Source organism: Mycolicibacterium mageritense (assembly GCF_010727475.1).
GTDB lineage: Bacteria > Actinomycetota > Actinomycetes > Mycobacteriales > Mycobacteriaceae > Mycobacterium > Mycobacterium mageritense.
Genome location: NZ_AP022567.1, coordinates 4,842,224 through 4,855,075 on the forward strand (window position 1 = coordinate 4,842,224; position 12,852 = coordinate 4,855,075).

Sequence of the window (12,852 nt, forward strand, 5' to 3'; positions counted from 1 at the left end):
TTGCGTCAGCGCCGGATGTGGGTCCGCTCCAACAACGTCACCCGCTGCCAGCTGAAGATCGCATAGCGCAGCTTGTCGACCGGGTGGCCCCACAGGTTGCGGTCCCGCTTGACCGGCTCGGCGCCGCCGCCGGCCGCGCCCAGCACAGCCATCAGCGCGGCCATGTCCTCGTCGGTCGGGTTACCGCTCAGCACCTTGATGTGGGCCTCGTGGTCAGCCTGGGCTTCCGCGGCCGCCTCGTTCGCGCTCACAGCAGCTGAATCGTTCGCCCCGCTCACAGCAGCTGAATCGTTCGCCCCGCTCACAGTGGAATGTTCCCATGCTTCTTCGGCGGCGTCTGCACGATCTTGCGCTCCAGCAGCCGCAGCGCGGTACCGATGTAGCCGCGCGTGTGCGACGGCGGGATGACCGCGTCGACGTAACCGCGCTCGGCGGCGATGTACGGGTTCACCAGGGTGTCCTCGTAGGTCTGCTGCAGTTCGAGGCGCAGCGCGTCGACATCCTGGCCTTCCTGGGCCGCCTTCTTCAGATCGGAGCGGTACACGAAGCCGACCGCACCCGAGGCGCCCATGACCGCGATCTGCGCCGTGGGCCACGCCACGTTGACGTCACAGCCCATGTCCTTGGACCCCATGACGCAGTACGCGCCGCCGTAAGCCTTGCGGGTGATGACGGTGATCTTGGCGACCGTGGCCTCGCCGTAGGCGTAGAGCAGCTTGGCGCCGCGGCGGATGATGCCGTTGTACTCCTGGTCGGTGCCGGGCAGGAAGCCCGGAACGTCGACCAGCATCACGATCGGGATGTTGAAGCAGTCGCACGTGCGGACGAACCGCGCGGCCTTCTCGGAGGCGTTGATGTCCAGGCAGCCCGCGAACTGGGTGGGCTGGTTGGCGACGATGCCGACCGGGCGGCCCTCGACGCGGCCGAACCCGATGATGATGTTCTGCGCGTAGCCGGCCTGGACCTCGAGGAACTCGTCGTCATCGAGGATCCGCGAAATGACCTCGTGCATGTCGTACGGCTGGTTCGGCGAATCCGGGATCAGGGTGTCGAGCTCGAGGTCTTCCTCGGTGAGGTTGTCCTCGATGGCGCCCTCGGGGGCCGGTGCCGGGTAGTGCGGCGGCTCGGCGTAGTTGTTCGGCGGCAGGTAGCTCAGCAGGTCGCGGACGTAGTCGAAGGCGTCCTGCTCGCCCGACGCGACGTAGTGCGCGGTGCCGGACTTGGACTCGTGGGTGTGCGCGCCGCCCAGCTCCTCCATGGTGACGTCCTCGCCGGTGACGGTCTTGATGACGTCGGGCCCGGTGATGAACATCTGGCTGGTCTGGTCGACCATGACGATGAAGTCGGTCAGCGCGGGGGAGTACACGTGGCCACCGGCCGCGGCACCCATGATCAGCGAGATCTGCGGGATGACACCCGAGGCCAGGATGTTGTTGCGGAAGATCTGGCTGTACAGACCCAGGGAGACGACGCCCTCCTGGATCCGGGCGCCCGCGCCGTCGTTGATGCCGATCAGCGGCCGGCCGGTCTTGATGGCCAGCTCCTGCACCTTGACGATCTTCTCGCCGTACACCTCGCCGAGGCTGCCACCGAACACGGTCGCGTCCTGGCTGAAGATGCACACGTCGCGGCCGTCGATGGTGCCGTAACCCGTGACCACGCCGTCGCCGAGCGGGCGGTTCTGATCGAGCCCGAAGTTGGTGCTGCGGTGCTTGGCCAGCGCGTCCAGTTCGACGAACGAACCCTCGTCGAGCAGGGCGTAGATGCGCTCGCGCGCGGTCAGCTTGCCCTTGGCGTGCACCTTCTCGACGGCGGCTTCACCGACCGGATGCAGCGTTTCCTCGGTGCGCCTCTTCAGGTCGGCCAGCTTGCCTGCCGTGGTGTGGATGTCCACCTGATGATCGGCTCGCGCTTCTGGCGGCTCGGTAACGCTCGTCATGGGTCACGATGCTATCGGTAACCCTAAGACGCGTCTAAGAGAGGTGGGGTGTGACGCGTCACTTCGCCTCCGCGTTGTGTGCTGTGCGTCCCAGCCGTCGGCCTACTCTTTCCCGCATGACCACCGACCCGGTTCGGCTCTCGAATCTGGGCTCCGACCCCGCTTCGGTGCTGCGACTCGTCGCGCACTTCGACGCACTCGAGGAGCAGGAGGCCAACGCCGACGCCGTGGTTCGCACGGCGGCACTGATGGCCGAAGGCCCCGTCGGCGCCCGCTGGCCGGGCGGCACCGTCATCCGCTACGACGCGTCCGGACGCCTCGACACGGCCGAGGACCGCGCCCCCGAGCCGCCGCGGCCGGACGAGACGGTCGTCTGGGTCGAACGCGCCGGATCCGCGCATCCACTGGACGCGGTGCTGGTCGACCGGCTGCGCCACGTGCTGCGACGCGTCGCGCAGCGCACCGGGGTCAGTGGGACGCCGCATCTGGGCGATCCCGCGTTGGTGGAGGTCGTGCTGTCGGGCAAGGAGCACCGCGAAGACCGGGCGCGCGCCATCCGGCTGCTGGGGCTCGACGAGACCAGGCCGACGTGCGTGCTGGCCGCGTCCGGGCATTCGCCGACGGACACGTTGCGCATCGTCACCGGGGAGCTGCCCGGGCTGGCCGTGCGTTCGGCGGTGATCGGCAGTGCGACAGCCATTGTGTGCCAAGGGTTGTTCGACACCAGGGAGATCTCCGATCGGCTGGAGCGCGTCATCGTCGAACAGTTCCCGGTGGCCGTCAACGTGGGCACGGCGTCGGGCCCGTGGGTTGGAATCGGCTCTGGCGGTAACGTTTTCGGCGCATCGACGTCATGGCACGAGGCGCTGCGGGCGTTGCGGTTCGCGTCGTCGACCGGATACGGCAGGCGCGCGGTGGCCTACGAGCGGCTGAGCTCGCTGGAGCTGCTGGCGGACCTGCCGATGGACCGCGTGCGCCGCAACCGGGACGTGGCGCGCATCAACGAGATTGCGTCGTCGCCGACCGGCGCGCTGGAAGTGCAGACCATGGAGGCGTTCTTCGTGTTCGGGTCGCTGCGGCGGACCGCGGCCGAGCTGCATGTCCACCACAGCACGGTGGCTGCGCGGCTTGCGCACGTGCAAGCCCAGATGGGCTGGGATCTCGACGATCCCATGGATCGATTCCTCGCGACACTTGTGCTCATGGTCCGGCGGATCGCGCTGTCGTCGGCCGAACTCGCCGACGCGGACCTGTTGTAGTCGCGGATCTCCGGTACGTGGCCTGCGGCCACATCGAGACGGTAGCCAGGGACAAATGTGGGCGCATTTTTGTCCCACACTTCAGTTTCGGCAAACTCCGGCGCCCGCACCCGACAGTTGTCGGGCCGATTCGCGCGATCGACCGACGTGTGGCTGGTGACGACCATCACCAGTTTGGCCAAGATTGCGATGCAGCCCAGCGCCAACCGACAAAGGAGGCCGCGATGGCCATCATCGACCCGACCAGGACTTGGGTTCCCGTGGAGGAGCGTCTCGCCGCCACCACCAATGAGCGGCACCGTCAGGTGCTCGGCATCGTTCTCGAGCACATGAAAGCCGAGGCTGAGCCCGACATGGACCGGCTCATGGCGACGCTGAGTCCCAATCCGGACTACCACTTCTGGTACGCCAACGCCGATATGGGCCCCAAGACCACCGAGGGGGTGCGCGCCTACTACGAGGCATTCGTGGCCAGCGGTGCCAACCACCTCGTTTTCGAGATCGATCGCCTTGCCGTCGACGATGATCTGGTGATGACCGAAGGCTGGATGAAGATGATCTATCCGGGCGCGGCCGCCCAGGCGATCGGCGTGGAGGTCGAGGATCCGGACGGCGACTACCTGCTGGTGTTCCGTCAGCTCATCAACTGGCCGATCGATGCCGACGGCCTGATCATCGGTGAGGACGCCTATCAGACCGGCCCGGTCAGCGTGACGAAGCTGAGCCCGCAAGACCTGCCGCAGGCCTACCTCGACCAGAAGCGCGCCGCCGCCCAAGCCCATGCCTGATCGGACCGACATCGCGGCCATGCTGCTCGACCGCGTAGGCGACGAGCACCTCGGCCTGCGAACCCGCGACCGAGACTGGACGTGGGACGAGGTGGTCACCGAATCCGCGGCCCGCGGTGCGCTGGCTCAGGAGTTGCGGCAGGACACGCCATTCCACATCGGCGTGCTGTTGGACAACGTGCCCGATTTCCTGTTCTGGCTCGGTGGTGCAGCGCTCGTCGGCGCCACGATCGTCGGGATCAACCCGACGCGCGGCGCCGCCGAGCTGGCAGCCGAAATCCGCCTCGCCGATTGCCAATTGATCGTCACCGACAGCGCGGGCGCGGCACGATTGCGCAACCTCGACCTCGGGCTGGGCCCCGACCGGATCCTCAAGATCGACGACCCCGAGTACACCGCGGCGCTGGACGCGCTTCGGCCTGAGCCCGCCATCGCACCCGGCGTGGACGCGGACTCGTTGCTGTTGCTGCTGTTCACCTCAGGCACCACCGGAACCTCCAAGGCGGTCAGGTGCAGCCAGGGCCGGCTCGCCCGGATCGCCTACGCGGCCGGGGAAAAGTTCGGCCACGTGCGCGAGGACGTCGAGTACTGCTGCATGCCGCTGTTCCACGGCAACGCCATCATGGCGCTGTGGGCGCCCGCGCTGTCGGTCGGCGCCACCGTGTGCGTGACACCGTCGTTCTCCGCGTCGGGATTCCTGCCCGACGTCCGGTATTTCGGCGCGACGTTCTTCACCTACGTGGGCAAGGCGCTCGGCTACCTGATGGCCACCGAAGAACGGCCCGACGACGCCGACAACCCGTTGGTCCGCGGCTTCGGCACCGAGGCATCGCCCGATGACCAGAATGAGTTCCGCCGTCGCTTCGGCGCCGAGCTGTTCGAGGGCTACGGTTCCAGCGAAGGTGGCGGAGCGGTCGCCCTGGATCCCGATGCGCCGCCGGCCGCGCTCGGCCGGCCGGCCCACGCCGGCGTGGTGATCGTCGATCCCGAGACGATGAAAGACTGTGCGCCTGCGGTTTTCGACGAGCACGGCCGGCTGGTCAATCCCGACGAGGCCGTGGGGGAGATCGTCGACAAGTTCGGCACCCGCAGCTTCGAGGGCTATTACAACAACGACGAGGCCAACGCCGAACGGATCCGCAACGGCTGGTACTGGACCGGCGATCTGGGCTACGTCGACCAACAGGGCTTCATCTACTTCGCGGGGCGGCGCGGGGACTGGATCCGGGTGGACGGCGAGAACACCTCGGCGCTGACCATCGAGCGGGTGCTGCGCAGGCACCCCGATGTCGTGGCCGCGGGAGTCTACGCGGTACCCGACCCGCGCTCGGGCGACCAGGTGATGGCCGCGATCGAAGTCGTCGAACCCGAGACGTTCGATGCGGCTGGATTCGTCGAGTTCCTGGCCGAGCAGGATGACCTTGGTGCCAAGGGGATCCCGCGTTTCCTGCGGGTTTCGAAGAATCTGCCCGTGACGGGATCCAACAAGGTGCTCAAACGTGAACTGCAGCAGCAGCGTTGGCACACCGACGAGCTGGTGTACCGGTGGGTGGGACGCGGGGCACCGGTGTATCAGGCCATGGACGACGATGCCAGACGGGCGCTGGACGGCGAGTTCGCGCAGTACGGGAGGCAACATCACCTATGACGAGCTGGGATGCCGAATGCGATGTGCTGATCGCCGGATCGGGCGGCGGCGGGGTAACGGGAGCCTACACCGCTGCGCGCGAAGGCCTTTCGGTGCTCCTGGTCGAAGCCAGTGACAAATTCGGCGGCACCACGGCGTACTCCGGTGGCGGTGGTGTGTGGTTCCCGTGCAATCCGGTGCTGGTTCGGGCCGGCACCGACGACACCATCGAGGACGCGCTGGAGTACTACCACGCCGTCGTGGAGGACCGGACGCCGCGCGACCTTCAGGAAACCTATGTCCGCGGTGGTGCGGCGCTCATCGAATACCTCGAATCCGACGAGAATCTGAAATTCGCGCCGATGCCGTGGCCGGACTACTTCGGCACGGCGCCGAAAGCCCGGGCCGACGGCCAGCGCCACATCGCGGCCCGCCCACTCAAGGTGGCCAAGGCGCCGCATCTGCGTGAGCTGGTGCGCGGGCCACTCGATGCCGACCGGCTCGGCGCCGAACAACCCGACGACTACTTCATCGGTGGCCGGGCGTTGATCGCCCGGTTCGTGAAAGCCATTGAGCAGTACCCGAATGCGTCGCTGCGACGCAACACCTCGCTCGTCGAACTGGTGGTTGAGCACGGGGACGTGATCGGCGCTATCGTCGAGACCGAAGGTGAGCGCCGGGCCATCCGGGCCCGGCGCGGTGTGCTGCTCGCGGCGGGCGGCTTCGAGGGCAACGACGAGCTGCGCCGCGCATACGGGGTTCCGGGCGCCGCACGCGACACCATGGGCCCGCCGGCCAACGTGGGCCGTGCGCATCAGGCCGCGATCGCCGTGGGCGCTGACGTGGACCTGATGGACCAGGCATGGTGGTCACCCGGCATGACCCACCCCGACGGACGTTCGGCGTTCGCGCTGTGGTTCACCGGTGGCATCTTCGTCGACCAGGACGGTCGACGTTTCGTCAACGAGTCCGCGGCCTACGACCGAGTCGGCCGAGCGATCCTGCCGCGGCTGGCCGACGGATCGATGACGTTGCCGTACTGGATGATCTACGACGACCGCGAGGGCGAGGTTCCGCCCGTCAAGGCGACCAACGTCTCGATGGTCGACACCCGGCAATACCTCGATGCCGGGTTGTGGCACACCGCCGACACGTTGGCAGAGCTCGCCGCCAAGATCGGCGTCCCCGCGGAGAACCTGACCGCCACCGTGGCGCGGTTCAACACGTTCGCGGCCCGCGGCCACGACGAGGATTTCGGGCGCGGCGACGAGCCGTACGACCGCGCGTTCTCCGGTGGCGCGTCGCCGCTCGTCACCATCGACCAGGCACCTTTCCACGCCGCCGCGTTCGGGATCTCCGACCTCGGCACCAAGGGCGGGCTGCGTACCGACACGGCGGCCCGGGTACTCGACAGGACGGGAACGGTGATCGCGGGGCTGTACGCCGCAGGCAACACCATGGCCGCGCCCAGCGGCACCGCTTATCCGGGCGGTGGAAATCCGATCGGCACCAGCATGCTGTTCAGCCACTTGGCCGTCAAAGACATGCTAGGGAGATAGATATGAGTGACATCCGCGAAATCGACACCGGCACCCCGATGACGCGGTTCGCCCGCGGCTGGCACTGCGTCGGGCTGGCCGAGACGTTCCGCGACGGTCAGCCACACGGCATCGAGGCCTTCGGAACCAAGCTGGTGGTCTACGCCGACTCGGCGGGCGACCTGCACGTGCTCGATTCGTACTGCAGGCACATGGGTGGTGACCTGTCGATGGGCACGGTCAAGGACGACAATCTGGCGTGCCCGTTCCACGACTGGCGTTGGGGCGGCGATGGCAAGTGCAAGCTGGTGCCCTACGCCAAACGGACCCCGCGGCTGGCCCGGACCCGCACCTGGCCGGTCCACGAGGTCAACGGACAGCTGCTGGTGTGGCACGACCCCGAAGGGTCGACGCCGCCGCCCGAGCTGTTGCCGCCGACCATCGAGGGCTATGACGAAGGCATCTGGTCACCGTGGCAATGGAATTCGATTCTGATCGAGGGTTCACACTGCCGCGAGATCGTCGACAACAACGTCGACATGGCGCACTTCTTCTATATCCACCACGCCTACCCGACCTACTTCAAGAACATCATCGAAGGGCACACCGCGAGCCAGTTCATGGAGTCCAAGCCGCGTCCGGACTACGCCACCAGAGAGCTGTGGGATGGCACCTATCTGCGTTCGGAGGCAACGTATTTCGGCCCGGCGTACATGATCAACTGGTTGCACAACGACCTCGCGCCGAACTTCACCGTCGAGATAGCCCTGATCAACTGCCACTACCCGGTGACGCACGACTCGTTCGTGCTGCAGTGGGGCGTCGCGGTTCAGCGCAATCCCGCGCTGCCCGCCGACAAGGCCGAGAAACTCGCGGCGACCATGAGCCGGACGTTCGGTGACGGCTTCATGGAAGACGTCGAGATCTGGAAGCACAAAGCCCGCATCGACAACCCGCTGCTGACCGAGGAGGATGGTCCGGTCTACCACCATCGCCGGTGGTACGAGCAGTTCTACGTCGACCTCGCCGACGTGACGCCCGACATGACCGACCGCTTCGAGCAGGAGGTCGACACCACGCACGCCAACGAGCTCTGGCAGCAGGAGGTCGCCCACAACATGAGCGCGGCGAACAGTTAGGTGACACCTCGGCCGTAAGCTGGCCGCGATGAACACGAGGCCACCGCTGGACGTGACGGCGCTGCGCGACGGATTGAGCGCGCGCTGGCGTCAACTCGACGTCGTAGACGAGACCGGATCCACCAACGCCGACCTGCTCGCGCGCGCCGCGGCCGGAGAGGACATCGCCGGTGCGGTGCTGCTCGCCGAATATCAGAACGCCGGGCGCGGCAGGCACCACCGGCAGTGGTCGGCGCCTGCCCGGTCGCAGCTGGCCGTGTCGTTCGGTGTGGACGCCTCCGGGGTGCCTGCCGACCGCTGGGGATGGTTGCCGCTCGCGGTCGGCGTCGCGGTGGTCGACGCCATCGCCGAGACCGCCGGTGTGCGCGTCGGCCTCAAATGGCCCAACGACGTGATGGTCGGTCCGGACGGCGGCAAGCTGGCGGGCATCCTCGCCGAGGTCGCCTCGCCCACGCAGGTCATCGTCGTCGGGGTCGGTCTCAACGTGACGATGACCGCCGACGAGGCCCCGGATCCTCGTGCGACGTCCCTCACGCAGCTCGGGGCGGCGACCGTGGACCGCAACCCGCTCGCCCAGGTGTTGCTGCGGCAGCTGGACACCCGCATCGCCGGTTGGCGTGCCGCCGACCCGGTGCTGGCCTCCGACTACCGCTCGCGCAGCGTCACGATCGGCAGCCGGGTTCGTGCGAGTCTCCCCGGTGACCGCACCATCGACGGCACCGCCGAGGCCGTCGACGAGCTGGGGCGTCTCGTCATCGACACCGGAGCCGAACGTGCCACGGTGTCCGCGGGCGATATCACGCACCTGCGCCCGCTCGAATCGTAGAGTGCAGCCGTGGGGTACCCGGAGAATGTGCTGGCCAATGACGAGCAGGTGGTCCTGCACCGGCACCCGCACTGGAAGCGGCTGATCGGCGCGGTGCTCGTGCTGATCGTGGCCAGTGCGGCCGCGGCGTTCGTGGCGGCCGTCGTGAACACCACCGACTGGCAGCCCACGGCAAAGAACGTGGTGTTCATCGTGATCGCCGCGATCTGGGCCATCGTCGTCGGATGGCTGACGGTATGGCCGTTCCTGAACTGGTGGACCACGCACTTCGTCATCACCGACCGGCGCGTGATGTTCCGGCACGGGGTGCTCACCCGATCGGGCATCGACATCCCGCTCGCGCGGATCAACAGTGTCGAGTTCCGGCACGGCCTGACCGACCGGTTGCTGCGAACCGGCACTCTGATCATCGAATCAGCGTCGCAGGATCCCTTGGAGTTCTACGACATTCCGCGTGTCGAACAGGTGCATTCCCTGCTCTATCACGAAGTTTTCGACACCCTCGGTTCCGACGAGTCGCCGAGCTGACGCAACCGGGCCCGGCGGCTCGGCCTGCGCAGTGGTGTCACCGTGCCGGTGGCGCGGTGGTGCTCGGCACGATCCTCGAACGCCTCGGCGATACCGCCGCCGGTGAGGGTGGATTCCAGCGCCAGGTCGGGGTCGCGACCGAACTCGTCCGGGAACACCCAGCGCCGGAACGCCCAGAATCGGAAGGCCATCTGCAGCAGATTGCCCAGGATGTAGGCCGAGATGAAGTCCGCGATGTTCTCCACCGTCAGGGACACCTCGGGCACCCGTAGACCCAGCACGTAGCTGGAGAAGTACAACGGCGCCATCGACAGCAACACGCCCACACCGCTGAACGCGAAGAACAGCAACGCCTCGTGGTGGCGTTCGCGGCCCCCGCGGTTCTGGAAGCTCCACTCCCGATTCAGGATGTAGGACGCGATCACCGCGACGATGCCCGCGATGATCTTTGCGGTGACCGGTTTGGGCTCCAGCACCGTCAGCTTGAGGGTGTAGAAGATCGCTGAGTCGATGATGAACGTCGTCGCGCCGACGATCGCGAACTTGATCAGTTCGTGATGCCGTTCGGCGAAAGGACGGACGAATCGCGGCAATCGGGCGATTGTCGCATCAGCGAAGGACACAGGTAGGCAGTGTACGTAAACATGTGGTCACATGCCGCATCGCTGCCCGCCGCTGAGGCTTAACCGCAGGTCAATGCGCAGGTCATCGCCAGGGCCGCGAACGGCGCATGACACCATAGGGACCGTGTCGACCACACCAAGAACACCACCCGTAGTAGCCATGATCGGTGGCGGCCAGCTGGCCAGGATGACCCATCAGGCGGCGATCGCGCTCGGCCAGACCCTGCGCGTGCTGGCCACCGGGCCCGGCGAACCGGCTGCACAGGTCACCCCCGATGTCGTCCTCGGATCACACACCGACCTGGACGCGTTGCGGAAAGCCGCGGAGGGCGCGTCGGCGCTGACGTTCGACCACGAGCACGTGCCGACCGAGCATCTGGAGCAACTCGTCGCCGACGGGGTGACCGTGGCGCCGCCGCCGTCGGCGCTGGTGCATGCGCAGGACAAGCTGCTGATGCGCCGCAGGCTGAAGGAACTTGGCGCCCCGGTGCCCCGCTTCACCGAGATCACCTCGGTCGAGGACGTGACGGCGTTCGCCGAGTTGATCGGCGGGCCGGTGGTGATCAAGACCGTGCGCGGCGGTTACGACGGCAAGGGCGTCGTGATGGCCGACACTCCGGAACAGGCCAGGGACATCGTGGCCGGCTACCTCGCCGACGGCGTGGCCGTGCTTGCCGAAGAGCGGGTTGCGATGCGCCGCGAACTCGCCGCGCTGGTGGCGCGTTCGCCGTTCGGGCAGGGCGCTGCCTGGCCCGTCGTGGAGACCGTGCAGCGCGACGGCATCTGCGTCGAGGTGTACGCGCCGGCGCCCGACCTGTCCGACGAACTCGGTTCTGCCGCAGCCGAACTCGGGTTGCGGTTGGCGGCCGAGCTCGGCGTCGTCGGTGTGCTCGCGGTCGAGCTTTTCGAAACCGTCGACGGCACACTGCTGGTCAACGAGCTGGCCATGCGGCCGCACAACTCGGGGCACTGGACCATGGACGGCGCCGTGACCAGCCAGTTCGAACAGCACCTGCGGGCGGTGCTGGATTACCCGCTCGGCGATACCGCCGCGACCGCGCCCGCGACCGTGATGGCCAACATCCTGGGCGCACCCGAGACCCCGTCGATGTCGATGGACGAGCGGTTGCATCACCTGTTTGCCAGGATGCCCGAGGCCAAGGTGCACCTGTACGGCAAGGGCGAGCGACCCGGCCGCAAGATCGGGCACGTCAACATGATTGGCTCCGACATGGCCGACCTGCGAGAGCGGGCGGTCCGCGCGGCGCACTGGCTGTCGCATGCGGAGTGGACCGATGGATGGGATGAACATGGCAAGTAAGCCGCGCGTCGGCCTGATCATGGGCAGCGACAGTGACTGGTCGGTGATGTCCGACGCCGCCGACGCCCTCGCCGAGTTCGAGGTGCCGTTCGAGGTCGGCGTGGTCTCGGCACACCGGACCCCGCAGCGCATGCTCGACTACGCCAAGACCGCCGCCGACCGCGGCGTCGAGGTGATCATCGCCGGGGCCGGTGGCGCCGCCCACCTGCCCGGCATGGTGGCCTCGGCCACACCGCTTCCGGTGATCGGAGTTCCGGTACCGCTGGCCCGCCTCGACGGCATGGATTCCCTGCTGTCGATCGTGCAGATGCCGGCTGGGGTGCCGGTCGCGACGGTTTCCATTGGCGGAGCACGGAATGCGGGCTTGCTGGCAGTGCGGATCCTGGGCTCCGGCGACGCCGAGCTGCGGTCCCGGATGGTGAAATTCCAGGCCGACCTGGAAGCCATGGTGCTGGAAAAGGACACCGCATTGCGCGAACGCCTGCTGGGCTGACCAAGTCGCCCGGCTGAATCAATCGCCGATCAGCTCGCGAATCCGGGGTGTCAGGGACTCGAGCGGTTCATCGGTCGACATCACCACAACGGCGGTGCGGCCGCCACTGCCCCGGTAGATCGGCCATGCCGCGGCCAGGGCTTCGGCGAGGTCCGACCGCGGGTTGGTCGAATCACCCCGCAGCCATCGGCGCAGCACGTGGTTGTGTGCGGCGACCACGGCGTTGGCGAACAGTTCGGCGCGCAGGCCCGCCGTCCAATCCCCGGTCTGCCCGGTCCGCAGGTGTTTGGTGAACAGTCGGACATATCGCGATACCACGGCCGTCTCGAAATCGCGTAGCGCTGGTACCGAGCGGGTGAGCCGGTACCGCGTCCGCGCGCGCTCGCCCTCGGCGAGATAGTTCTCGAAGACCGAGGTGGTCGCCACCGCGATGATCTCGGCGGGTAGCGCCTCGGCGGGCACCGCGGACAATCTCTCGTCGGCGCGGCGCAGCAGCGCCTCGTGGTCGGGAAATATGAACGCTTCCTTCGATCCGAACTGGCGAAACGCGGTCGTGCGTCCCACCTGCGCGCGTGCCGCGATGTCGTCGACGCTGGTGGCCTCGTACCCGCGTTCTTCGAACAGTTCGAATGCCGCGCTCACCAGGCGCTCCCGGGTGCTTGGCAAAACAGGCATGAGCGCACCTTTCCTGGGACTGAGTGCCGATGCTATGGTACTGAGTACCAAACGTAGCAGGGCGACGCACGCGATGTGCAGTCCGCGCAACATTGA

13 protein-coding genes are annotated in these 12,852 nt (G+C 67.4%); 9 read left to right on the forward strand and 4 right to left on the reverse strand.

The features are described from left to right. Window positions 1-5: 5 nt before the first annotated feature. Both G6N67_RS23375 and G6N67_RS23380 read right to left on the reverse strand, forming a co-directional pair. Window positions 6-278: an acyl-CoA carboxylase subunit epsilon gene (locus G6N67_RS23375; protein WP_036428510.1), complete on the reverse strand. Its 273-nt coding sequence runs from the start codon at window positions 276-278 to the stop codon at window positions 6-8. 23 nt (window positions 279-301) lie between these two features. Continuing rightward, entirely contained in the window at window positions 302-1,939 is a 1,638-nt protein-coding gene (locus G6N67_RS23380) for an acyl-CoA carboxylase subunit beta (RefSeq protein WP_036428508.1), read from the reverse strand. Between the two features lie 116 nt (window positions 1,940-2,055). Between G6N67_RS23380 and G6N67_RS23385 the strand changes: the two genes are divergently transcribed. From G6N67_RS23385 to G6N67_RS23415, 7 genes are all read left to right on the forward strand, one after another. Further along, entirely contained in the window at window positions 2,056-3,198 is a 1,143-nt protein-coding gene (locus G6N67_RS23385; RefSeq protein WP_036428506.1) for a PucR family transcriptional regulator, read from the forward strand. A 224-nt stretch (window positions 3,199-3,422) separates the two neighbouring features. Beyond that, window positions 3,423-3,986 (forward strand): nuclear transport factor 2 family protein, encoded by a 564-nt coding sequence (locus G6N67_RS23390; protein WP_036428502.1) that lies wholly within the window; start codon window positions 3,423-3,425, stop codon window positions 3,984-3,986. Further along, a complete protein-coding gene (locus G6N67_RS23395) occupies window positions 3,979-5,634 on the forward strand; it encodes a steroid-22-oyl-CoA synthetase (RefSeq protein WP_036428501.1) in 1,656 nt (551 codons plus the stop codon). The genes G6N67_RS23390 and G6N67_RS23395 overlap by 8 nt, the downstream gene beginning before the upstream one ends. Next, window positions 5,631-7,172 (forward strand): FAD-binding protein, encoded by a 1,542-nt coding sequence (locus G6N67_RS23400; protein WP_036428499.1) that lies wholly within the window; start codon window positions 5,631-5,633, stop codon window positions 7,170-7,172. The genes G6N67_RS23395 and G6N67_RS23400 overlap by 4 nt, the downstream gene beginning before the upstream one ends. Window positions 7,173-7,174: 2 nt before the next feature. Further along, entirely contained in the window at window positions 7,175-8,290 is a 1,116-nt protein-coding gene (locus tag G6N67_RS23405) for a 3-ketosteroid-9-alpha-monooxygenase, oxygenase component (protein ID WP_036428495.1), read from the forward strand. 28 nt (window positions 8,291-8,318) lie between these two features. Continuing rightward, window positions 8,319-9,116 (forward strand): biotin--[acetyl-CoA-carboxylase] ligase, encoded by a 798-nt coding sequence (locus tag G6N67_RS23410; RefSeq protein WP_036428493.1) that lies wholly within the window; start codon window positions 8,319-8,321, stop codon window positions 9,114-9,116. A gap of 9 nt (window positions 9,117-9,125) precedes the next feature. Next, window positions 9,126-9,644, forward strand: a complete 519-nt coding sequence (locus G6N67_RS23415; protein WP_036428491.1) for a PH domain-containing protein — start codon at window positions 9,126-9,128, stop codon at window positions 9,642-9,644. Here G6N67_RS23415 and G6N67_RS23420 read toward each other — a convergent pair. Further along, a complete protein-coding gene (locus tag G6N67_RS23420) occupies window positions 9,599-10,267 on the reverse strand; it encodes a GtrA family protein (protein ID WP_036428489.1) in 669 nt (222 codons plus the stop codon). The genes G6N67_RS23415 and G6N67_RS23420 overlap by 46 nt on opposite strands. Window positions 10,268-10,340: 73 nt before the next feature. Here G6N67_RS23420 and G6N67_RS23425 point away from each other — a divergent pair, with 73 nt between their 5' ends. After that, the gene (locus G6N67_RS23425) at window positions 10,341-11,588 is read left to right on the forward strand and encodes a 5-(carboxyamino)imidazole ribonucleotide synthase (RefSeq protein WP_081812388.1); all 1,248 of its coding nucleotides are present in this window, start codon (window positions 10,341-10,343) and stop codon (window positions 11,586-11,588) included. After that, window positions 11,578-12,081: a 5-(carboxyamino)imidazole ribonucleotide mutase gene (gene purE, locus G6N67_RS23430; protein WP_396922253.1), complete on the forward strand. Its 504-nt coding sequence runs from the start codon at window positions 11,578-11,580 to the stop codon at window positions 12,079-12,081. Before G6N67_RS23425 ends, purE begins: the two co-directional genes overlap by 11 nt. Before the next feature lie 18 nt (window positions 12,082-12,099). Here purE and G6N67_RS23435 read toward each other — a convergent pair whose 3' ends face one another. Next, window positions 12,100-12,756 (reverse strand): TetR/AcrR family transcriptional regulator, encoded by a 657-nt coding sequence (locus tag G6N67_RS23435; protein WP_036428482.1) that lies wholly within the window; start codon window positions 12,754-12,756, stop codon window positions 12,100-12,102. Between the last annotated feature and the right edge of the window lie 96 nt (window positions 12,757-12,852).